We start from the raw sequence: 20979 nt of genomic DNA, 5'->3' as shown, positions 1-20979 counted from the left end.
GTCCCATTGATTAGCTGAGTCATTTGATTTAGCTGAATAAATAATGCCAGCCCTTAATAGGCTGGCATTTTTGTATGTGCATTTCAGCTAAGCACGCTTGGCTTAAGTGGGTAGGTTTGAGCGGCTGGACTCGAGCGGCTAGTTTTAAGTGGCACGCTTAGCTGTTTATTCGCAAAGGCTGCAGCCTTTGGTGAGGGTGCTTGTCTCAACATAACGCACCTTAGTGCTGGCTTGGTCGCGGTTACGACTGATGCTAAAGCGTGCATGGCGTTCAGTTTCAAGCGGCTTTTCAGCAGGGTTAACCAGTGTGGCTTCAAGCTGTAACGCTTTGGCATAATTCGTTTTATGCATACATCACCTCGCAGATATCTAAACCATCACAACATACAGATTGGTAAGATTGGCGCCGAACAACCGAGGCTTAAATTAGCTCGGTTGGCAGCAGACTAAATCTTTAAGCGAACCACCATTTACTACGCAGCTAAAGCCATTGGCCTTGAGAATGTCGCAGCCCTTTTGTGCTCGAATCCCTGCGCCACAGTAGAGCACGAAGGGATGTTGCTTATTGCCGACTTGGTGTAACCATTGGTCGAGTGTTGGCAGCGGCACATTAATGGCTTGGGGCAAATGACCTGAGGCAAATTCCTCCGGCGAACGCACATCAATCACCCGTGCGCCTTGTTCAATCAATTGCCAACATTTTTCGCCCGAGTGGCTGCCGGATAACTTAGCCAGTAAAGATTGAAACATAGCATTGTCCCTACCATTAGAAAATTTTCAATAAGTTTATTCTAATGAATTGGCGAGTGCAAGCGCTGCAGATTATCGGTAGTAATGGTTTGGTCTTTGGCGTTGTTGGTACTCGAACTCTGCATTACTGGCACTAGGCAAGTAGTTAGAGGCTAGACACATTAGCTCTTTGATAGTGAATGATGTCGTGGAATACCACGGCTTGCTCGTTTAGATTGCGATAGCCATGGGGTTTGTCGGCCGCAAATCGTACTGCTTCACCTTGGTTGAGTGTTTGCCACTCGCCATCGACTAGCACTTCCATAGTACCGCTCAAGACAATGACATGCTCAGTGACACCCGTTTCATGGGGCTCAGAAAGCCGCTCATAGTTTGGCAGCAGCGTGAGTTCAAACATCTCGAAACCGAAGCGCTCTTCAAAGGGGAAGAGTGAGGCGACTAGCATGCCGTCGGTGGCGGGTTGTTGGCGTAACTCGTCGGGTTTACGGAATACAGCGCCTTGGCTCTGGGGTGTGGGTTCGAGAAAGGTCGACAGCGAGATATTGAATCCACTGGCAATTTTCCACAGCGTCGCAATGGTTGGGCTTGATTCACCGCGCTCGATTTGGCCTATCATGGCCTTACTAACGCCCGTCTCTTGGGCGGCTTTATCTAAACTCCATCCCTTTTGGTTGCGAAGTGCTTTAAGCGTGGTGGCGAGATAGCTGTTTATCGTCTGCACAATGGCCCCATCATTTTTATGAAAATTTAGTTTGTACGTTATAACGCACAGGTGCTATCTTGTCCATCTCGTACGTTATAGCGCACAAAAAGTTATCTTGTTCATTTGATAAGTTATAGCGCACAAAGTAATGGCGACATCAATTGCAGAGAAAGGGGGTGGATATGTGGCGAGATGCAGGGAGTTTATCAAAAATATCAGCGGGATTTATTGCGGTATTAGTGGGTTATAGCAGCTCGGCTGTGATCATCTTTCAAGCGGCGGAGGCTGTGGGTGCGACACCTGCACAGATCAGTTCATGGCTGTGGGCTTTAGGTGTGGGCATGGGCGTGACCAGCATAGGGTTATCGCTTTACTACAAGAATCCTATTCTAACGGCTTGGTCTACACCGGGCGCGGCGCTGATGGTGACTAGCCTAGCGGGGTTGAGCGTAAACCAAGCCATAGGCGCTTTTCTGGTGAGTTCGATTTTAATCACTCTTTGCGGGGTGGCGGGCTGGATGGATAAACTTATTCGTATCATGCCGCAGTCAGTCGCTTCAGCCATGTTAGCGGGGATCCTGCTGCAATTTGGGATAGGGCTATTTCAGGCGATGCAAACCCAGCTGAGCCTCATATTAATCATGCTGTTGGTGTTTGTCGTCGTTAAGCCTTTTGCGCCGCGCTACATCATCTTGCTGACCTTGTTGGTGGGCATAGGCATGAGTTTTCAATTAGATTTACTCAAGCTAGATGCTGTTCAGTTGCAACTGGCAATGCCGGTGTGGACGACACCTGAGTTTTCGTTGGCGAGTGTGATTGGCGTGGCGCTACCGCTGTTTGTGGTGACTATGGCCTCGCAAAATATGCCGGGCGTTGCTGCGCTGCACGGTAATGGCTACAGGCCGCCCATTTCACCTTTGATCACGACTACAGGATTCATCGGGGTTATCCTCGCGCCCTTTGGCGGTTTTGCTTTTAACTTATCCGCCATCACAGCCGCGATTTGTATGGGTAAAGAAGCTGACCCGAATCCCGCGACTCGCTACTGGGCGGCGGTGTGGGGCGGGGTATTTTACTTTATCACTGGGTTACTCGGTGCCACTGTGGTTGGTCTGTTTTCCGCTTTCCCGAAGGAATTAGTCCTGGCCATCGCCGGATTAGCACTGCTTGGCACTATCGCCAATAGCCTGACCGCCGCATTAGCTAAAACGGAAGATCGCGAAGTGGCAGTGATCACTTTTTTGGTCACGGCATCAGGTTTTAGTGTGCTGGGCATCGGCAGCGCATTTTGGGGGCTGTTGCTTGGGTTTATTATCCATTGGTGGAACGGGCACAGAACTGCATCAGTAGTTAAGCGAGCGAATACTTAACTGCAGCAAAGCACCTTAGAGATGAATTTCAAACACTAAGGCGCATGTGTTTTAGATTCTCTTCGTCATAAACACGCTATTGGGGTCGAGTTGGTAGCCGTCGAAGGGGCCACAGATTTCAAAACCAAATTTGCAGTAGAGCAGGCGGGCAGGATTGAAGAAGTTCATCGAACCTGTCTCTAGACTCAGGCGTTTGACGCCAGCGCTTTTGGCATCGTTAATTAAGTGCTGCAATATTTTAGACGCTATGCCCTGTTTTTTATAGGGCGCGGCGGTGCGCATGGATTTGATCTCCGCATGCTCGGCATCTAACCATTTTAGTGCACCGCAGCCCGCTAAATTGTTGCCATCCCATAGGGTCCAAAAGCGAATATTGGGCTGACGCAGGCCGTCAAGATCTAATGCGTGAACGCTTTCAGGCGGAGAGGATGCCCGCATATCGTCGAGGTGTTCCTGCAGTAAAGCCGCAATCTCAGGCCCTTTAAGGTCATCTAAGGTGATTTTCATGGCTCTTATGGTGGATTTCATGGCAGATCGGTTACTCCCTATAATTGTGGCTTATCCATAATGGCGTCATTGCTTTGTTATCTGTTTGCCAATGCGCCGTGGTGGATAAGCAAATGCTAGGCCACAAAACTAGGGAGTAGAAAAGGTATCAGTTGAATGTTGAGCCGTACATCTCTCAAGATAGGACTATTGTGGAGGCTCAATTTTTCTTAAAAAAGTAAATTTATCTTCATACATTGATTTATATTTTATTTCAATATTTACTTCATTTAATGCTGAAATAAGATCATTAATCTTGACAAAGCCATTCTTATGTTCATTTGTAGAAAAAAGCCATTGTGATTGTGAAGGTAAAATAGTGCCTGGGATACCCAAAAGATTGAAATGAAAATGCTCATTTCTTAATTCAGGAAATAATCCTAGATATCTAAAATCTCCCAAGCTAAATTCTTTATTATTCCGTTTTATCTTCGCTGAAGTAATAACCGCCGGTCCAATGCCATCGTTAGTGAAATGAACTCCTATTTTCTCGCAGTGATTTGATATTTCAACTTTACAGTTAAGGATTGGTTTAACGGATAATTTATTATGTTTCTTTGTCATCTTACCCTGCCAAATCGTTGCAACTAAGGCAAACAGTGCAATAAATACTGACGAAATAGCAATAATGATTTCAGGAGTAATCCAGTTAAACATGCCACAATTTCCAATAAAGTAAGAGTAAGGCAAGATATCGCTATCTTTACTTGATTACAATATCAGTAGATTTAATTTGAAATTAATCACCATTTCCTATCATATGTGCATGAAAGTCGTACAGCTACACTCTGAAATATACATCTTGCTCACAACGAATAATTACCTAACTAGATGTTGTAAAATTTGGTTAGCGAAGTTTGCAGTTATTAAATGTTAGCTCGCGTCTTTGTAAGCCTACAGATTACACTAATGCTCGAAAGGCAAACCATGGTGATTGGCGAGACGACCGTCCGCCCCATGGACGGGGCGGTCGAGCATCCAGGGATGGACTTGCTGCGTGTCGTCGAGCCGGTACCATGGTTGGCCTCACTCTGAACAATATCTATGTTTAACTGCCTCTTCGCCTTCCGTAACTTTCGTTTATCAACTTAGATTCCCTAGGTTTCTTTCACAGTGTTGTGAGTGAATGTCATGGCAAGCCTGTATAGGCGAATATCAGCAAACGCTAAGGCCAACAGTAATTTAAAAAGTGATCCAAACGGATATAAAAATGGCCGAGGATAAGCTCGGCCATGATTTACTCGATTAAGCGTAAAATGGGTAGGTTTAGTAGTATTTCTTCAAATAACTCTCGGCGTAGTTTTTGAGTTTTTTGTTTGAGCTCGCGGTTGCCATATTTTCAATCACATCGCGGTAAGCGGTATTCCCTGAACTAGCTAGCGCTTTTGCCATGTTGGCATAGGTATCGATGGCGAGTTTGTCATCGGCCATTAAGCGTGGTGTTTTCAATTCGTTACTGAGTACGGCAAGGATAAAATCATCGTACTGGTGGTCATCCATGATGCGTTTAGCTGCGAGACGCATTAATTCTAAATCATTGCTGCGTAGGGCATTGGCAAAGGCATTATTTTGCTGACTTTGATCGGCAGTATATTGGCTTTTATCCGCAAGAATCGCATTCCATTTTTTATAGATCGTTATGTTTTCTAAAGCTTGACCTGCGTATTTTTTGAGTTTTTTAGGATAATCACCATTAACAATCTTGTTGATGGTTTCGCTGTACTTATCATTGCCTGAATAAGCTAAGCCTTTGACTAACCAAGCACTGTAGTCAATGGCATTTTTTTCAGTGGCTTGGGGCAAAGATGCGAGTAGCTTTGCTTCGAGCGCATCAAAAATGGCAGGATCGGATAAACCAGCGATGGTGAGTGATTCAATGGCTTCTTTTTGCTTGAATTGGTTATCACCCTTAAAGATTTCTTGATAGGTTTCAACTGTATATTCCTGAGCCAATAAAGGCGAGCTTAATAAACTGATGCTAAGCAGCATACCTGCAAACAGTGGTTTCATGGTGATGTCCTTATGTGGTTTTTATATGTTGTTATTGGGCCCAGCGTTTAAAAATCAGCGAGGTATTAATGCCGCCAAAGGCGAAATTATTACTCATCACATAATCTGTGTCGATTGGGCGCAGTTCGTTGCAGATATAGTCCAAATCGGCACATTGTGGGTCGATACTTTCAAGATTGAGTGTCGGCGCAAACCAGCCCGCATTCATCATCTCAATACTCACCCAAGCCTCTAACGCGCCGCATGCACCTAAGGTGTGGCCCGTGTAGCTTTTAAGGGATGAAATCGGCATACCAGCACCAAAAACTGCATGGGTCGCGTGGCTTTCGGCAATGTCACCACGGTCGGTTGCTGTGCCGTGGGCGTTCACATAACCTATGGCGCTAGGCTCAAGCTGCGCATCTTTGAGGGCTAATCTGATGGCGATTTCCATGGTCTGCGCATTCGGTTGGGTGACGTGTTGGCCGTCGGAGTTAGTGCCAAAACCGACTAGCTCAGCATAAATTTTTGCACCACGCGCCTTGGCGTGTTCTAGCTCTTCGAGTACCAGCGTACAAGCACCTTCGCCAATCACGAGACCATCACGGCTCGCATCGAAGGGGCGTGGCGTGAGTTCGGGAGTGCTGTTTTTAGTGCTGGTGGCAAATAAGGTATCGAACACGACAGCCTCTGTGGGGCAGAGTTCTTCACCGCCGCCCGCCAACATTAAGGTTTGATGACCGTATTTGATGGCTTCATAGGCGTAACCTATGCCTTGGCTCCCCGAGGTACAGGCGCTGCTAGTGGTGTGAATTCGGCCTTTTAAGCCGAAAAATACCCCCACATTCACCGCTGTGGTGTGTGCCATCATGCGGATATAACTCGTGGCGGTGACGCCCGACATATCACCGGTTTTCAACATATCGCCAAAGGCGATGATGGCATCGGTACTGCCAGTGGACGAGCCATAGGCGATACCCATTTCACCCGAGGACACGATAGGATCGTCCAACAATCCCGCATCGATTAATGCAAGTTCACTGGCGCGGGTCGCCATGATGGAAACCCGACCCATAGAACGAATTTTCTTACGCGAATAATGGCTTGGCACTTCAAAGTCGCTAATGGGCGCAGCTAAGCGGGTATTGAGGCCATCGTATTTATCCCAGTCACCCATAGTAACGACACAGTTTTTCTGCGCCTTAAGGCTCGCCGCTATCGCCTCCCAATCATGGCCTAGGGCGGTAATGCCGCCAATGCCAGTGACGACCACTCGTTTCCCTAAGCGGGTTTGATTTGTCGCTTCGCTCATTTAGATCATGCCTCCATTGACCGATATCACTTGGCGAGTGATATAGGCGGCATCGTCAGACATTAAAAATGCGGCTAAGGCGGCGATTTCACTGGGTTTACCCATGCGGCGCATCGGCACTAATTGCTCGACCATATCCTTAGGAATATCAGCCACCATGTCGGTTTCAATCAAGCCGGGGGCGATACAGTTGACGGTAATTTTGCGTTTTGCCAGCTCTAACGACAATGCCTTAGTCGCACCGATAATCCCCGCTTTGGAGGCGCTGTAATTGACTTGACCACGGTTGCCCGCAATGCCAGAAACTGAGGCTAAAGTGATGATACGCCCGCCCTTGCGGCCTTGTACCATAGGCATGACGCAGGGGTGGATGACATTATAAAAACCGTCTAAGTTAGTGTGGATGACGCTGTCCCACTCGCTTTCTGTCATGGCGGGAAAGGCGGTGTCGCGGTTGATGCCAGCATTGAGGATCACGCCATAATAGGCACCATTGGCCTCGATATCGGCTTCAATGGCGGCTCTGACGGTTGCGCGGTCGGCGACATCAAATTTCAGCAGGCTCACATTCACCCTAAGCGCGCGGATTTGCGCGGCAGTGTCATCGGCAGCTGCTTGGTTACTGTGGTAATGCAGGGCGATATCGAAACCCGCAGCGGCGAGTTTTAGGGCGATGGCTTTACCAATACCGCGGCTCGAACCGGTAACTAATACTCTGTTATTCATCTGTTTTCTCCACCCCATTTTATCGTTATGTGTCGGTATGGGGTTTCATGTATTTATGGTAAAAAGGTTGCTTGTTAAGGCGCTTTAATGCTTTTTATCTACACCATAGCTTTAGTGCCCAAGGCTTCTATTTGCCGCGTCTTGATTGCCTGCAAGGTAGGCTTGTGTGTCCTGAGGCTGGAACACATTCACATTGGCTTGGGCCACTAAGCTCTTTTCTAGCTCAGTGCCGGCTTCGGGCAGCAGATAAATTTGGCAATCGAATACCGCTAATCCCGATTCCTCCTGATAGAGGCGGCTGACTTGGGTGCGATAGGTGCGCCCGAGCTCATATTGCTTGGCATACAAGGTTAATTTGCGCGATCCCAATAGAAAGCCCACGCGGATTTTATCATTGCGAAGCTTTGCCTCAACCCCAGCAAGGGCGGCAATACTTTGAGCCATATATTCGATACCCACATAATTGGGTACGGCTTGATATTTATCATCGAAATAAGGGCTCTTGGCCGTGATAGTGACTTCGGTCTCTAGGTTATCGCGCCGATAGCCAATGATTTTATCGAGCAAAATCATCGGTGCCCTATGGGGAATAAAATCGGCAATATCCTGTTCGGCAAAGGGGTGGTTAATCTTAAGTAACTGCATGGTACTAGGCCTCGTTACGGCAGAAAATCAGGCTGGCATTACTGCCGCCAAAGGCGAAGGAATTGCTCATCACATAATTAAGCGCGCCCTTAGCGGCGACTTGATGGCGCTCGACCAATGCAATGGGCGGATCCTGTGGATCGACTTGTCCGTCCCATTGATGGGGCGGCAGGGCTTGGCGGTGATTATGTGCTGAAAGTAATAAATAACAGAAGGCGGCTTCAATGGCGCCAGCGGCACCTAAGGTATGGCCGACTAAGGGCTTGGTCGAGCTACAAGGGGGCGTGTTCACGCCAAACACTTCAACTACGGCGCGGCTTTCCATCGCATCATTTTTAGGCGTGGCTGTACCGTGCAAGTTAATGTAACCAATGTCTTTTGCTGCAATGTGTGCATCTTGCAACGCCGCGTGCATGGCTTTGATCGCGCCTTCGCCTTCGGGGTGTGGCGCCGACATATGGTGGGCATCGCTCGACTCGCCAATACCCGCTAGCATGACCTCTGACTCGCCCAAAGTCAGGACGAAAAGCGCCGCGCCTTCGCCGATATTGATGCCATCACGGTTGATGCTAAAGGGATTACAGTGGCCTTTCGAGACAGACTCTAAGGCGTGAAAACCATTGACTGTGAGTTGGCATAAACTGTCGACACCGCCGACAATCACAACATCACAGAGATTCGCCTGTAATAGGCGTTTGGCACTGGCAAACACTTTAGCGCTGGATGAGCAGGCGGTCGAAATCGTGTAACAAGGGCCATCTAGCTCAAAATATTGGCGTAAAAAGTCGCTGGTGCTGCCGAGCTCTTGCTGGAAATAGTGGTAATCCGCCGGAAAGTATCCATGTTGATTGCGGTAGCTCAGCGCGGCTTCACCTTTTGAAATCCCTGAAGTGCTTGTGCCTAGCACAACACCAATACGGGCATGACCAAAATCCCGTTTCGCTTGTTCAACTGTGGTCGCAATTTGCAGTGCGGCGCACAGCAGTAATTGGTTGTTACGGCAATCGAACTGAATGAGTTTTTCGGGAATGGTTGGTAGCGCTGCCGTCACTGGTGCAACTAAGGTTGGGTGTTCGAACAGGAGAGTGTCACTGCGCAGCATCGCACTGGTATCACCGGCGATCAGGCGGTCTAAAACCTGCTGGGGATCTTGCCCTAGCGAGGTACACAATCCAATCTGTGTAATAGCTACTCTGTTCATTATTGTGTGTCTTTTTACCATGGCACAGTTAAGTGCGGATGCTAACAGATTAAATAGGTTCGATTTCTAGCTCAAATTTAGCTTGTGGCATAGTTAAGCTGATGTGGGCTTGCCAAAGAGTATCGCCGATATTTTGTTGATAACGGATTTGCACCACATAGGTTTGCTGGCCGCTTTTACTGATCAAGGTATCTTGACTATAGATCTGGCGACAGGGGATTGTATTCACTCGGGTGCCTTCAAGCGTATCGCCCTGATTTCCCCCAACCGTATCGCAAAGGCCTGTGACTAAATGACCACCTTCTAAATGGGCGCGAATACTCTGCTCAGGCCAATAGATCAGTTGCATCATCGCCATTAAATACTCAGCTTTAAAATTGTCCCCTAGCAGCACGCTTTGTTCACTGCTGAGTGTATTACCATCATAAACTAAGGTAAACAAAGCCTGTCCGAGTGGCGCTAAGCCAACGAGCGTCATGCGCTCATCCTCTAACTCTAATTGAGTGAGCAGCTCGTGGGACTTATCACCCACTTTAATGCTGACCTTTTGGCTAAAGGACTGGGGCGAAGTTAGCTTAACTTTGCTCTCGGTTTGCGGGCTGCTAATGTCGGCGGGTTTGGCCTTCGGCTTAGTCAGAGGCTTATCGGCTGCGGGGGCAAAATCATGGGGCAGTGGCGCCAAGCAATAACGCATGTCTTTAGCGAGGCCGACACAGGTTTGCCTGAACAGCAGTTCGCTACATCCCGTCAGCCCCAGACTGATGATCAGTAGCGCGGGGAACACTCGCCATTTCGCGTTAAAGTTGAGCGACATGCGGTTACGCCTCTGCAAATTCAGGAATGGCAACTTGGTTTTGGCACAATTCGACCACCATGTTCAGGCGGCGCTCCGAGTCTTTAACGAAGGGATTATTGAGGTCCCAAGCGTAGCCCGCCAGAATCGAGCAAATCATTTGCTTGATGCGTGGATTCGGTTCTTCATAGAAGATCACATCCTGAAAGCGGCCATCATACCAAGCTTGCACATAGGTGCGGAAGGTATTCACCCCCTGCATTAAAGGCGCTGAGTAATCGGCTTGCCAGTCAACCGTTTCGCCATTGAGTTGTTTAGTCACACATTTTGCCGCCATCGATGCCGATTGCATGGCGATAGTCACACCGGAGGAAAATACCGGATCAAGGAACTCGCCGGCATTACCCAGTAGGGCGAACTTGTCGGTCGCAAGGCGTGACACATTGGCGGAATAGCCCTTGAGAGTGGCGCATTCTTGCACCACCTTAGCGTTTGCCAGTAGGGCTTTTAGTCCTGGTTCTTCATTGACTATGCTCATCAATTGTTGCTCAAGCGAACCTTGTAAACGCGCAAGTAATTGCGGCTCTGCCACTACGCCGAGTGAACAACGGCCATTGCTAAAGGGAATGAGCCAATACCAAATGTCTTTATGCTCTGGGTGGACGCTGATTAAAATTTTATTTCGATCAAAGTGAGGATCGCTGATGTTGTCTTCCACATGGGTAAAGATGGCGCTGCGCTGTGGTAGGCAAGACGGACTTTCTAAGTCGAGCAAGCGGGGTAACACGCGACCAAAACCACTGGCATCAAGCACATATTGGGCGCTGATTTGATAAAGCTCGCCCTGTTCATTGCGCACCATTAAGCATGGATTCTCGGTTAAATCTATCGCTTCGACGATTTCGCCGTAGCGGATTTCGACCCCTTGGCTTTGGGCGGTATCGGCTAACAGTTTATCAAAACTGGCGCGCTGCACTTGGAATGTGGTGCCAGGCCCAGGGGTAAATTTATCGGTAAAGTCGAAGGTAGTGTAAGTGCCATTGCGACGAAAGGCTGCGCCATTTTTATGCTGGAATCCAGCGGCATTGAGTGCGTCTAACATGCCGGCTTCTTCGATAAATTGCATGCAGCAGGGCAGTAAACTTTCACCGATGGAAAAACGGGGGAAATGTTGTTTTTCTAACACCAGCACGCGCTTGCCTTGTTGGTGTAGCAAGCTGGCGGCAATGGCGCCTGAAGGTCCTGCGCCGATAATAGCCACATCGACGGCAAGTGAATTTGGCATAGCCGATAAATCGTGAGCGGGTGTAGGCATGTAAAGTTCGTTCCTTGTCGTTATCAGGACTTTTTAGTCGTTAAAATCAGTGGCGAAAGTAAAAAGGTTAAACCTATACCTAGCGACAGGGTTAAACCAAAATAATGAATCGCTTGGGTCTGGCTAAAGGCGAGTAAACCAAAGGCTAATAGGGTCGAGCAGGCGGACATAAATACCGCCATCATCACTGCCTTGCCGTGGTTTTGAGCAGAGGCAAAGAACAAGCTGTAGTCTATCCCAATCCCGAAAACTAAAATGAGCGCGAGTGCATGGAACAGACTCAGCGGCGAGCCCGTTAAGCCTAAGGTTGCAAGCGTTAGCAAGGCCGCAAGGGCTGGAACGGCAACGACAACCGCGGCTTTTTTAACGCCAAAATTCAGGCTAAACAACAAGAGTGCGATACCGAGTGCGAGCACTAACAACTTTAGAGTTAACAGTCGGTAATGGCCCATGACGGCGGAGATATCCGCGACTTTATCGATAAGTTGTACGCTTTCATCATGGGCAAAGCGCGCCTTGATCGCATCGATCTGCTGAATGCCGCCAAGCAAGACAATGGCACCATGCTCAGCGTTCGCGCCGCCATCATTTAGCGCGTCATAGTTGGTGGCCTTGCCATTTGGTGCTAACCACAGCGGTGCGAGTTGCTTGCCTGCCTCTAGCTTAAAGAAATCTGCTGGGGCGATATATTGGTCTTTAGCCGCTAAGTAGCTTGCTTGCAGCTCTGGCTTTAAGTTCTCATCCAAACCAAGGCTTGTGAGCACAGTATCTATCTGAGTTTGATAGATTTCACCCTGTAAACGATAAGCCGTGTCTTGCCTTTGATGGCTGGGAAGATACCGGCTAAGGCTGACGTAGTTGCCTAACTCTTGGTTCGCAATAGCGGCATCGAGCTGTGGCGACACTCGCTCAAGCTGTTGCAGCAGTGCTTCTTCACTCGCGGCGCGTACCAGTAAGAATTGATTATCTGTGCCGCCGCTGAGTAGCTGCCTGAGCTTATTTTCAGGTTCAGTCACGCTCGCGGGGCTTTGCTGTAAATGGCGAATATCGTCATCGACGGTTAACTTGGTTACGCCAACCAGACACCACATTACTATCACTAAAGCAAACATGCCCATGCCTAACGGCGTGGTCAATCTGTTGGATAACTGAGTGAGGTTGGCAAGGTACTTCCCCGCTAACGCTAATGGGCGGGAGCCCGATGGCAAACGACTTCCCGCTAACAGTGGGTAGGCGAGAATGAGGGTGAGATAGGCCCCGAGCAGTCCCGCGGCGCAGAAAATCGCCACTTGCTGCATCCCAGGAAACGGCGCTAACCCTATGCCCACATAAGCTAAGGCACTGGTGATAAAGGCAAGCGTCACCGTTGGGAATATATACGCGACCGTCGCCTGAGCGCTCCGCTCTGTATCGCTTAAGCGCTCGCAGTAAAAATGAAAGCTGTAGTCGATGGCAATGCCAATCAAGCTAGTACCAAACACTAAGGTGAGTAAATGCAGCTCGCCAAACACGCTTAAGGTAAAAGTTACGGCCAGCAACAGCCCGCTGGAAATGGTAACGATTGCCAAAAGTAGCGGCATCACAGAGCGAAACGCCAGCCAGACTAAAGCTATTACCCCAAGTAAGGATGCAAGACCGAGGATCGATATTTCACTCTTAGCCGTTTGTGTCGCCGCAATCGCGTGAAACAGGGCGCCAGCCTTAAGCACGGTAATATCGGGATAGTTTTTTTCAACGGCATCCAAAGTTACTGTTAATGCCGTCATCTGCGCTAATTGCGCATTGGGATTAAAGGCACTTTCTTGGCCCTTTGCCATAACAACCGCGGCAACATTATCGCCTTGATTAGCCAGCAGAATACCTTGGCTGGCTCTGACTTTTGAACTCGGCGCGAGGGCGAGTAAATTGGCGGGGAATAACAGCAGCGGATCTTGGGCAAGCAAGTTGCTATTGGCGTAACTAAAGGCGTTGTAAAGCTGTGCGGTGGCCGCTTCAATCAGATTTCCAATGTCTTTCGTTGCTAACGCCTCAGCTTGTGGCACTGTCAGTAATTTAAATCTGTGGGGGAAATAGTATTGCCCCAAGGTTTCACCGAGCTGCATATTGGCGCTGCGAATATCTGTAAGTGCAGCATTTTTGCCAGTAGAAACAAGGTCAGTTTCAAGCTTTTGCATCAACAGCTTAGCCGCAGCGATTGCCGTGGTTTCATCCTTGGCGACGAGCGCAATATAGACTTGATCGGCGAGCGTCGCTTCAACTTGGTTAAGGGCGCGTTCTGTGAGTTTGTCCTGCTGTAAATGGGGCAGCATGGCGAGAATATCGCTCTGCACCCTTGCGCCGTTTTGCCAAAGTTGCAACGTCCATAGACTAGCAGACAGCATCAATAGCAACCAAATGGCGAGGCGCCATTTAGGGGATGATTGTATTAGCGCTTGATTGGCGCGCGCGGTGAAATTGGCGGCCATGGTTAAGGTTTATTCGCCTCTATCGCCACAGCATACTGCGTCAATTCGGTTTCGCTGAGTTTACCTTGGGAAAGCGCACTAAAGTCGATGCGGGTCATATCCTGTGGGCTCACACTCGGCGCTGCGCTCAGCAGCACTAAGGATTGCAAGGTATCGCCACCCTCTAACACCATATTGGCGATGGCTTTTTTCATTAAGGGATCTTTGGGCGTTAGGCCTAATTGCCATTGGCCGTCTGTGTTCAAGCTTTCTGTTATGAGGAAGTGCAGTTCAAAGTTTTCACTTAAACCGGAAATATCACCGCCGAGCATAGCGCGCACTAGGCTGGGTAATAAATCGCCCATAGCGGCGGTGCTCGCCGAGGCATCGGCCTTGCTGACTTGGACTCGACCTTGGCTATCGCGCTGAATAAGCTGCTTATCTTTTAAAATCAGCAGGGATTCGAAGGGCTTTATCTGCTGCCATATCAGCCCTTGGGTCTGATCGAAGATAAACTGACCTTGGCTGATTAACGGCTTTTTGAGCACCTTCAACTGCCGAGATTGCACAAAGTTGCCACGAACCGTTTCGCCCAAGTTAAGCTTTTGGCTTAAGGCGACAAGCTGCGCGGTATCCGCAGTTTGGCTAAAGAGTGTTTGATAAGCGCTGGGCTCTGCTAAGGTTTCTGCCTTGAGTGGCAGGGTTATCAAAGTACAAGCCAAGCCGCAAGCAAGGCTGAGGAGTAATGCAAACTTTGCTAGCACAGGGTTCATTGGTTTTCAGCCTTTGCAAGCAGGGTGGCGATTTTGTCACGGAACACGTCTGGGGTAACAAAGCACAATTCTTGGGTGCTCATGTCTACTGCTGCCTGAATGGTATAACCCTTAGTGATGCGCGCACCCGTTTCGACATCGCGAATTTGATAATTGATTTTTAAGCGGTTTTCCCACTCGACTAACTCTGCGCGCACTGTGATTTTTTGCTCGAAGGTGCTGGCTTTGACGTATTTAATCTGCAAATCGATAATAGGCCACGCATAGTTAGATGCTTGCATTTGGCGGTAGTTATAGCCCAGCTCATCGAGCAGTTTGCAGCGAGCAATCTCGAAATAACGCAGGTAATTGCCATGCCAAGTGATCCCCATGGAATCCACATCGTGGAAGGGAATTTGCATTTCCATATCGATAGTGAGCAATGATTTCATCGGCACACTTCCCATTCGCCCGCTTGGATTTTCGCTATGGTGTGGCGCAGCACGGCTTCAAGTGGTCGGTCTTCGATTAAGGTCTCAAAATCACCGCGCACTTGAGCGAGGGTTTTCGCCAATGACGGGGTGAGCGAGGCTTCGTCCAGTTCATTTTGGGCGATACGTAAACCAATACCTTGGGTCATGGCGAGCAAGGCTGCCGCCGCGACTTGTTCGGTCAATTGCAGCACGCGCATACAGTCGCGGGCGGCGATAGTGCCCATGCTCACCTTGTCTTGATTGTGGCATTCGGTCGAGCGCGAGAATACGCTGGCGGGCATAGTGTGCTTGAGCGCTTCTGCTGTCCACGCCGATACCCCAATTTGCACTGCTTTAAAGCCATGATTAATCGCGCGGCGCGGGCCGGTTGAGCCGGATAAGTTAGCGGGTAAGCCATTATTAAACTTAGGGTCCATTACCAGTGCCATTTGGCGATCGATAAGATCGGCTAAATTAGCCACAGTATTTTTCAGTGAATCCATCGCAAAGGCGATATGGCCGCCATAAAAATGGCCTCCGTGGAGAATATGCTCGCCTTCGCTGTCGACAATCGGGTTGTCGTTGGCGCTGTTGACTTCGGTTTCGATAAACTGACGCATAAAGGGCAGCGCATCCTGCAATACGCCGATAATGTGCGGTGCGCAGCGGATGGAATATCTGTCCTGCAGCCTGTCCGAATTGCGCGGATGTTCGTGGTGATTTAAATCTTCCCGTATCCAAGTGGCGATTTGGTTTTGTCCCGGATGCGGTTTGGCGGCAAATAAGATTTCATCAAAATGGTTCGAGTTGCCTTTTAGCGTTAACGAAGCCATAGCGGTAATGCGGCTACTTAAGCGGGCAAGATATTGGGCGCGATCGAAGGCTAAACAGGCCAAGGCCGTCATCACAGCCGTGCCGTTCATCAGGGCTAAGCCTTCTTTTGGACGCAGGACATGCGGGATAATGTTGAGCTTAGCGTAGACATCTTGAGTCGCTTGGCGCTCACCTTGGTAAATCACTTCGCGCTCACCGACTAACACGGCGGCTAAATACGACAGCGGTGTTAAATCACCACTGGCACCGACCGAACCTTCTTCTGGGATTACAGGGACTATGTTGAGATTGAGCAAAGTTTCGATGCGCTTTAATAGCTCATAGGTCACGCCAGATTTGCCAATGGCTAAGGAGTTTAAACGGCAAGCCATCACCGCGCGGGCCTGCATTATGCTTAAGGTCTCGCCTAAACCGCAGCCGTGGAAGCGGGTTAAATGCAGTGGCAATTCGTGGACCAGATCTAAGCTCACATTGACTGTGCAAGAGTCGCCATAACCAGTTGTTACACCATAAACCACGCCTTCTTCGTGCAGCAGGCTATCGATAAAGCGCGCACCTTTTTGAATGTATTCTTGATAATCCGCATCGTCACAGAGCTTGACTGGTGCGCCCTTGGCGATGGCAACCACTTGTTCTAAGGTAAGAAATTGACGGCCGAACTCAACAGTTTTTAAGTCTGATTGATTCTTTGAGTCGGCGGCTTGGGTGTGGCTCATGAATGACTTGTCCTGTCTGTCTTATGATCCTGCTCTGGGATCTGCGATGATGCTGATTCTGTTGTTACAGCATCGGCTTGTACTGAATTGGCTGATGCGCGTTCTAACTCGCTGTCTTTACGCCAGAAATCGAAGAAGTTAAACCATTGCAAAGGCTCGCGTCTGGCAAAGTATTCTAAACGTTCGCTGTAGCGATTTACCGCCTGCTGTAATCTGTCCATTCTGCCCGCCCTTGGGCCTTTAAGTGTTTCGGCGAAGTGCTCTAAATGCACCCGATAACGGCCCTGTTCCCGCAGGCAAAACATTAAAAATACAGGGCAATCGAGTAAACCTGCCAAAATAAACGGCCCTTGGGGAAACGCTGCATCTTGCCCCATAAAGGGCGCGTACAGGACGCGACCTTGGGTATTCGGTGAGGTTCTATCGCCCGCTATCACCACCAGTTCACCGTCTTCTATTTTTTGCTGCAACAGCATAGACGTCGCGGGGTTAAGCTCGGTCACTTGAATAAGATTAAGCGTGCTATCTGGATTTAACTGTTTGAGTACCTTATTGAAATTTTCCGCATGGCTCGTTAACACCATGACATTCACTTTGACTTTGCGCTGGTGGATCGAAATGGCGCGGCAGAGTTCTAAATTGCCAAGGTGCGACACCAATAACACGGCGCCTTTACCGCTTTCGAGTTGGTCGGCCAGCACTTGGCGATCGGGGAAATCCACTTGGCTCAATTGGATGCGATCGCACCATGCATCGATTCTATCGAGTGCGGCATTTCCAAAGGCTAAAAAGTGATTCAGGCTATCGCGCCAGCCTATGGGCTGATTGAGCTTAGGGTGTTGCGGCTCAAGCATTTGCACGCGGCGCAGGAAATCTAACGAGGCTTCGCGGGTGACTTTGCCCGTGAGAAAGAAATAGCAAATCACCGGATACATAATGGCGCGGCACAACCAATGGCCGCCAATACGATAGCTCTCGGCGAGGAGTTTGATGCCCCAGTAACTGCCGCGCTCCTTCATGCCCGACCAATGGGTGGCTGAAGTTGATGATGTTGCTGAAGTCGATGATGTTGCTGACGAGCAATGGGAGTTTTGCGCGGCTTGTCGCTGTGATTTACGCTTCAATAGCCAAGGCAGGCGTTTGAGCATGCCGAAAAACAACTTGGTATGCAGTTTAGTGATGCGCACATTGTCGGCCACACCTTGAAAGTGACTAACACCACCTTCGGGATAAATCACTTTAGTCGGCTGGAATAAAATTTCCACCCCTTGCCAGTAGAGTTTGACGAGGATTTCAATATCAAAATCCATTCGCTCCGTTAAGGCTTGCTGGCACAGTAATCGCTCGGTGGCGGCGAGGGGATAAACGCGAAAGCCACACATAGAATCTTGAATATCAAAGCTTAAGGTTTCGACCCACACCCAAAAATGGGTGATATAACGGCCATAAAGCCTGCCCTTAGGCACGGATTCATCGTACTCGGGTTTGCCTGAAATCAGCGCATCGGGTTTAGCCTGCGCCTTGGCTACCATAGCTGGAATATCGGCCAGATTGTGTTGACCATCGGCATCGACCTGCAGTGCATGACTAAAGCCATCGCGGTAGGCTCGGCGTAGGCCCGTCATCACAGCAGCGCCTTTACCACGGTTGTAAGGATGCAGCAGCAAAGTCACCCAAGGATAGGTTTGGGCTAAGGATTGCAGCAGATAACGGGTTTCATCATTGCTGCCATCATCAATTAAATAACAGGGCAGATTAAATTGGGCGAGTTCGGCCAAGGTCTGGGCAATTGCGGCACTGTGATTGTAATTGGGGATCACTAAGGCGAGCTTAATGGGCGCCGACTCAACTAAGTCGCTGGGAGGTGTTAGCACTGGCTCGCCCCATCGCTGCTGTTAACTGGCGAGATATCGAAGGCGATACGACCTGAGGCGTAGCGGTTTTCACCATCGCTATAGGCGAAGGTGAGTTTCCCCTTAGCCGCATTATTGCTAATGCTTAGGGTGACTTCTTGCCCCGGCAGTATGAGTTGCTGAAACTTAAGCACTTCTAAGTTAGCAACCGCCTCTGAATAACCAAAATATTGGCAGCCTAAACGCACCGCCCAATCTAATTGCGTCACGCCTGGCAGTACGGCTTGCTCGGGAAAATGTCCCTTAAAAGATTCAAGGTCGGCCGCCACTAACAGACGTAATTCAATATTATCCATGCCGATATTGGAATGCAGGATCGGCGGTAAACTCGATTTAATCATGATCAAATAACTCGACTAACTGGGCAGTGACACGCTTACCCTGAGTGTTCAGCGGCAAAATATCGGGATAACGCCAGCGGCGTGGCAGCGTGACTCGCTCAAATTGCGTCAGTAAATGTGCTTTTAACGCATTGTTGATACTGAGTTTTCCCTGCTCTTGATGCACACTGCGGCCAAGTGCGGAGAGGGTCACTACCGCGCCCAGTTGGGATTTAAACTGCGGCAATACGACAAGTGCCGCTTGCTCAACATAGGCGTGACTGCAGAGCAGCGTTTCCATTTGTGCCAGTGATAGACGTTTTTCCTCTATCTTAACAATGCGATCGAGTCGGCCCTTGAGTCTAAACTGGCCATTTTCGGTTGGTTCGATTTTATCTTCGCAGCGCAGCCATTCATCGTCGGCCAAATAGGGTGATTTAAGTAGCAAGGCTCCATCGCTAGGATCTTGATCTATCGATATTCTGTCAAACACTTGCCAAGGTTCATCGGCCTCATGCTGACGGCGATAGGCGATGCCGCCCGTTTCTGTGCTACCAAAAATTTCGATGGGCAAGTGACCATAGCATTGGCTGATCCCTTGAGCCGCCGCAAAACTTAAGGGCCCGCCAGAGCTAAACACTAAGCTAGGTGAGCGCAGCTGCCGCTCGTGCTCTAAAGCCTTAGGTAAACGCGATAACTGGGCAGGGCTACTGATCAAACACAGGTTTGGCAGTAAGGCAGTGTAATAGCTTAAGGTTTCTGGGTATTCAATCTGTTCACTTAAAAACGGCCGGCTGGCGGCGAGTGGCCACAAAATCTTGAATAACAGGCCATAGATATGCTGGTGGGAAACCGTGGAAACCACACTGCAATGGGGTAAATGTTCGGCAAAGGTATGTTCGAGCACTGAGACTTCAACGTCTAATTGCTGAAGTGTTTTACGGATCGCCTTAGGTTCGCCGCTGCTGCCGGAGGTAAATAGCACAAGTTCGCCGATAGCCTCGCTCGCCGGCCAAGGTTTACTCGGCAGGCTCAGCTCTTTTCTCAGTAGAATAAAGGCCTGACTTTCACACAATGGCTTGTCCGACAATATACCTTCAAACTGGTGGGTTAATTCGCTCAGCGTGCCCGTTTGGGTGTTGGCTGGTAAGATAATTTCCTTGCCTGCTAACAGCGCCGCACATAAACCCACAGCAAACAGATCGCTGGTATCACTCGCGAGCAGCCATTTTTTCTCTGGCGCTGCTAGCAGTTGCTCGTAAAAATACGCCACCTGATTGGTAAATAAGGCACCTGTGACTATGTCGTGGTGATTAAAGCTGATCAGTTGTTGGGCAAAGGGCCCTTGGGTTAACCAGTTTTTGAGTAGCTGTGTCATGTTTTCTTCAACCAAAAGCTGCGATATAACCACTCCCCACCGAGGAGCAGTCCCATGAGTACGTATGCAATCAAACCGTTATACAAGGTCCAGGTTGCTAAGCTAGTAAAGCCAGCGGTGTAAGCCGCCATAGTGCCATTGAAGATAAATAAGCCGCACCAAAGTAGCGTGACTTTTTTAAGATACCCAGTGGCTTCATCCGGTAAATCGGGTTCTTTCAAACGGGCTAAACGTTCGATCATGCTAGGGCCAGTGTGCAGTGAATAACTGAACAGCGCCAGCATAGTGAGATTTATCACTACTGGGTAATACAGCAGCCAGTCACTGCGCTTGGCAAGATAACTGCCTGCCGTGAGCACAATCCCCACCAATAGTGGTAAAACTAATGTCTTAACCTTTTGCTTTTGTAGCATTAGCCGCATTATCAGCAATAAACACAGCACGAGCGCTATGGTGCCAGCAGGCAAGTAACTGAGCCCTAAATACACGGCAACGGGGTAGGCCAGCAAAGTTAGGGCGGTTAAGACCTGTAGCAAGGCTCGCATTAGGTTTTAACTAAACCTTCGATAGCATTAATCACATCGTTGATTGTGCGAACTGATTTAAATTCATCGGGTTGGATCTTTTTACCTGTCAGTTGCTGCAGTTTTATCACTAAGTCGACTGCATCAATACTGTCGAGATCGAGCTCTTCATACAGGTTGGCCTCAGGCGTAATCGCCTCGGCATCAATTTCGAATTCGTCCACTAAAATAGTGGTCAGCATAGCGAGGATTTGTTCACGATTTTGCATATTCCT

22 protein-coding genes are annotated in these 20979 nt (G+C 49.1%); 1 reads left to right on the top strand and 21 read right to left on the bottom strand.

The annotated features are described in order from the left end of the window. Positions 1-165 precede the first annotated feature (165 nt). The 3 genes from L5M29_RS16085 to L5M29_RS16075 all read right to left on the bottom strand — a co-directional run bounded on the left by L5M29_RS16085 (position 166) and on the right by L5M29_RS16075 (position 1471). Positions 166-351: a hypothetical protein gene (locus L5M29_RS16085; RefSeq protein WP_263168750.1), complete on the bottom strand. Its 186-nt coding sequence runs from the start codon at positions 349-351 to the stop codon at positions 166-168. A 75-nt stretch (positions 352-426) separates the two neighbouring features. Further along, positions 427-750: a rhodanese-like domain-containing protein gene (locus L5M29_RS16080; RefSeq protein WP_263168749.1), complete on the bottom strand. Its 324-nt coding sequence runs from the start codon at positions 748-750 to the stop codon at positions 427-429. A gap of 145 nt (positions 751-895) precedes the next feature. Continuing rightward, on the bottom strand, positions 896-1471 hold the full coding sequence (locus L5M29_RS16075) for a helix-turn-helix domain-containing protein (protein ID WP_131524017.1): 576 nt from the start codon (positions 1469-1471) through the stop codon (positions 896-898). A 164-nt stretch (positions 1472-1635) separates the two neighbouring features. On the opposite strand from L5M29_RS16075, the gene L5M29_RS16070 reads away from it, so the two are divergent. Beyond that, positions 1636-2823 carry a benzoate/H(+) symporter BenE family transporter gene (locus L5M29_RS16070; RefSeq protein WP_263168746.1) on the top strand — a complete coding sequence of 396 codons (1188 nt, stop codon included), beginning with the start codon at positions 1636-1638 and terminating at the stop codon, positions 2821-2823. A 51-nt stretch (positions 2824-2874) separates the two neighbouring features. On the opposite strand, the gene L5M29_RS16065 is transcribed toward L5M29_RS16070, so the two are convergent. The 18 genes from L5M29_RS16065 to L5M29_RS15980 form a co-directional block, all read right to left on the bottom strand. After that, entirely contained in the window at positions 2875-3351 is a 477-nt protein-coding gene (locus L5M29_RS16065) for a GNAT family N-acetyltransferase (RefSeq protein ID WP_263168745.1), read from the bottom strand. A 165-nt stretch (positions 3352-3516) separates the two neighbouring features. Next, entirely contained in the window at positions 3517-4026 is a 510-nt protein-coding gene (locus tag L5M29_RS16060) for a hypothetical protein (protein ID WP_263168743.1), read from the bottom strand. 609 nt (positions 4027-4635) lie between these two features. After that, positions 4636-5379: a hypothetical protein gene (locus L5M29_RS16055; RefSeq protein ID WP_263168742.1), complete on the bottom strand. Its 744-nt coding sequence runs from the start codon at positions 5377-5379 to the stop codon at positions 4636-4638. 31 nt (positions 5380-5410) lie between these two features. After that, a complete protein-coding gene (locus tag L5M29_RS16050; protein WP_263168740.1) occupies positions 5411-6670 on the bottom strand; it encodes a beta-ketoacyl-ACP synthase in 1260 nt (419 codons plus the stop codon). Continuing rightward, positions 6671-7396, bottom strand: coding sequence for a 3-ketoacyl-ACP reductase FabG2 (locus L5M29_RS16045; protein ID WP_263168738.1), 726 nt, complete (start codon positions 7394-7396; stop codon positions 6671-6673). Positions 7397-7507: 111 nt separating this feature from the next. Continuing rightward, complete coding sequence (locus tag L5M29_RS16040; protein WP_263168737.1) at positions 7508-8041, bottom strand: hotdog family protein; 534 nt, start codon at positions 8039-8041, stop codon at positions 7508-7510. 4 nt (positions 8042-8045) lie between these two features. Further along, complete coding sequence (locus L5M29_RS16035) at positions 8046-9263, bottom strand: beta-ketoacyl-[acyl-carrier-protein] synthase family protein (protein WP_263168735.1); 1218 nt, start codon at positions 9261-9263, stop codon at positions 8046-8048. Between the two features lie 28 nt (positions 9264-9291). After that, a complete protein-coding gene (locus L5M29_RS16030; RefSeq protein ID WP_263168733.1) occupies positions 9292-10056 on the bottom strand; it encodes a DUF3261 domain-containing protein in 765 nt (254 codons plus the stop codon). Positions 10057-10060: 4 nt separating this feature from the next. Beyond that, entirely contained in the window at positions 10061-11350 is a 1290-nt protein-coding gene (locus tag L5M29_RS16025; protein ID WP_263168731.1) for an NAD(P)/FAD-dependent oxidoreductase, read from the bottom strand. 23 nt (positions 11351-11373) lie between these two features. Beyond that, entirely contained in the window at positions 11374-13815 is a 2442-nt protein-coding gene (locus L5M29_RS16020) for an MMPL family transporter (protein WP_263168730.1), read from the bottom strand. Between the two features lie 2 nt (positions 13816-13817). Continuing rightward, positions 13818-14567, bottom strand: a complete 750-nt coding sequence (locus tag L5M29_RS16015) for a LolA family protein (protein WP_263168729.1) — start codon at positions 14565-14567, stop codon at positions 13818-13820. After that, positions 14564-14998: an acyl-CoA thioesterase gene (locus L5M29_RS16010; protein ID WP_263168728.1), complete on the bottom strand. Its 435-nt coding sequence runs from the start codon at positions 14996-14998 to the stop codon at positions 14564-14566. Before L5M29_RS16010 ends, L5M29_RS16015 begins: the two co-directional genes overlap by 4 nt. Then, positions 14995-16569, bottom strand: coding sequence for a histidine ammonia-lyase (hutH, locus tag L5M29_RS16005; RefSeq protein WP_263168726.1), 1575 nt, complete (start codon positions 16567-16569; stop codon positions 14995-14997). The genes L5M29_RS16010 and hutH overlap by 4 nt, the downstream gene beginning before the upstream one ends. Continuing rightward, positions 16566-18443: a glycosyltransferase family 2 protein gene (locus L5M29_RS16000; protein ID WP_263168725.1), complete on the bottom strand. Its 1878-nt coding sequence runs from the start codon at positions 18441-18443 to the stop codon at positions 16566-16568. The genes hutH and L5M29_RS16000 overlap by 4 nt, the downstream gene beginning before the upstream one ends. Beyond that, a complete protein-coding gene (locus L5M29_RS15995; RefSeq protein ID WP_263168722.1) occupies positions 18437-18823 on the bottom strand; it encodes a thioester dehydrase in 387 nt (128 codons plus the stop codon). Before L5M29_RS15995 ends, L5M29_RS16000 begins: the two co-directional genes overlap by 7 nt. Then, positions 18816-20180 carry an AMP-binding protein gene (locus L5M29_RS15990; protein WP_263140738.1) on the bottom strand — a complete coding sequence of 455 codons (1365 nt, stop codon included), beginning with the start codon at positions 20178-20180 and terminating at the stop codon, positions 18816-18818. The genes L5M29_RS15995 and L5M29_RS15990 overlap by 8 nt, the downstream gene beginning before the upstream one ends. Beyond that, positions 20177-20725, bottom strand: a complete 549-nt coding sequence (locus L5M29_RS15985; protein ID WP_263168721.1) for a hypothetical protein — start codon at positions 20723-20725, stop codon at positions 20177-20179. Before L5M29_RS15985 ends, L5M29_RS15990 begins: the two co-directional genes overlap by 4 nt. Next, positions 20725-20973: an acyl carrier protein gene (locus L5M29_RS15980; RefSeq protein ID WP_011787696.1), complete on the bottom strand. Its 249-nt coding sequence runs from the start codon at positions 20971-20973 to the stop codon at positions 20725-20727. Before L5M29_RS15980 ends, L5M29_RS15985 begins: the two co-directional genes overlap by 1 nt. Between the last annotated feature and the right edge of the window lie 6 nt (positions 20974-20979).

Origin of the sequence: Shewanella sp. SM95 (assembly GCF_025653595.1) — a bacterium.
Taxonomy (GTDB): domain Bacteria; phylum Pseudomonadota; class Gammaproteobacteria; order Enterobacterales; family Shewanellaceae; genus Shewanella; species Shewanella oncorhynchi.
This window is presented reverse-complemented; position numbering and strand designations above follow the sequence as displayed.

Coding starts and splice junctions, on each gene's coding strand:
- L5M29_RS16085 (WP_263168750.1), bottom strand. CDS start 351: ATGCATAAAACGAATTATGCCAAAGCGTTACAGCTTGAAGCCACACTG.
- L5M29_RS16080 (WP_263168749.1), bottom strand. CDS start 750: ATGTTTCAATCTTTACTGGCTAAGTTATCCGGCAGCCACTCGGGCGAA.
- L5M29_RS16070 (WP_263168746.1), top strand. CDS start 1,636: ATGTGGCGAGATGCAGGGAGTTTATCAAAAATATCAGCGGGATTTATT.
- L5M29_RS16065 (WP_263168745.1), bottom strand. CDS start 3,351: ATGAAATCCACCATAAGAGCCATGAAAATCACCTTAGATGACCTTAAA.
- L5M29_RS16060 (WP_263168743.1), bottom strand. CDS start 4,026: ATGTTTAACTGGATTACTCCTGAAATCATTATTGCTATTTCGTCAGTA.
- L5M29_RS16055 (WP_263168742.1), bottom strand. CDS start 5,379: ATGAAACCACTGTTTGCAGGTATGCTGCTTAGCATCAGTTTATTAAGC.
- L5M29_RS16050 (WP_263168740.1), bottom strand. CDS start 6,670: ATGAGCGAAGCGACAAATCAAACCCGCTTAGGGAAACGAGTGGTCGTC.
- L5M29_RS16045 (WP_263168738.1), bottom strand. CDS start 7,396: ATGAATAACAGAGTATTAGTTACCGGTTCGAGCCGCGGTATTGGTAAA.
- L5M29_RS16040 (WP_263168737.1), bottom strand. CDS start 8,041: ATGCAGTTACTTAAGATTAACCACCCCTTTGCCGAACAGGATATTGCC.
- L5M29_RS16035 (WP_263168735.1), bottom strand. CDS start 9,263: ATGGTAAAAAGACACACAATAATGAACAGAGTAGCTATTACACAGATT.
- L5M29_RS16030 (WP_263168733.1), bottom strand. CDS start 10,056: ATGTCGCTCAACTTTAACGCGAAATGGCGAGTGTTCCCCGCGCTACTG.
- L5M29_RS16025 (WP_263168731.1), bottom strand. CDS start 11,350: ATGCCTACACCCGCTCACGATTTATCGGCTATGCCAAATTCACTTGCC.
- L5M29_RS16020 (WP_263168730.1), bottom strand. CDS start 13,815: ATGGCCGCCAATTTCACCGCGCGCGCCAATCAAGCGCTAATACAATCA.
- L5M29_RS16015 (WP_263168729.1), bottom strand. CDS start 14,567: ATGAACCCTGTGCTAGCAAAGTTTGCATTACTCCTCAGCCTTGCTTGC.
- L5M29_RS16010 (WP_263168728.1), bottom strand. CDS start 14,998: ATGAAATCATTGCTCACTATCGATATGGAAATGCAAATTCCCTTCCAC.
- hutH (WP_263168726.1), bottom strand. CDS start 16,569: ATGAGCCACACCCAAGCCGCCGACTCAAAGAATCAATCAGACTTAAAA.
- L5M29_RS15995 (WP_263168722.1), bottom strand. CDS start 18,823: ATGATTAAATCGAGTTTACCGCCGATCCTGCATTCCAATATCGGCATG.
- L5M29_RS15990 (WP_263140738.1), bottom strand. CDS start 20,180: ATGACACAGCTACTCAAAAACTGGTTAACCCAAGGGCCCTTTGCCCAA.
- L5M29_RS15985 (WP_263168721.1), bottom strand. CDS start 20,725: ATGCGAGCCTTGCTACAGGTCTTAACCGCCCTAACTTTGCTGGCCTAC.
- L5M29_RS15980 (WP_011787696.1), bottom strand. CDS start 20,973: ATGCAAAATCGTGAACAAATCCTCGCTATGCTGACCACTATTTTAGTG.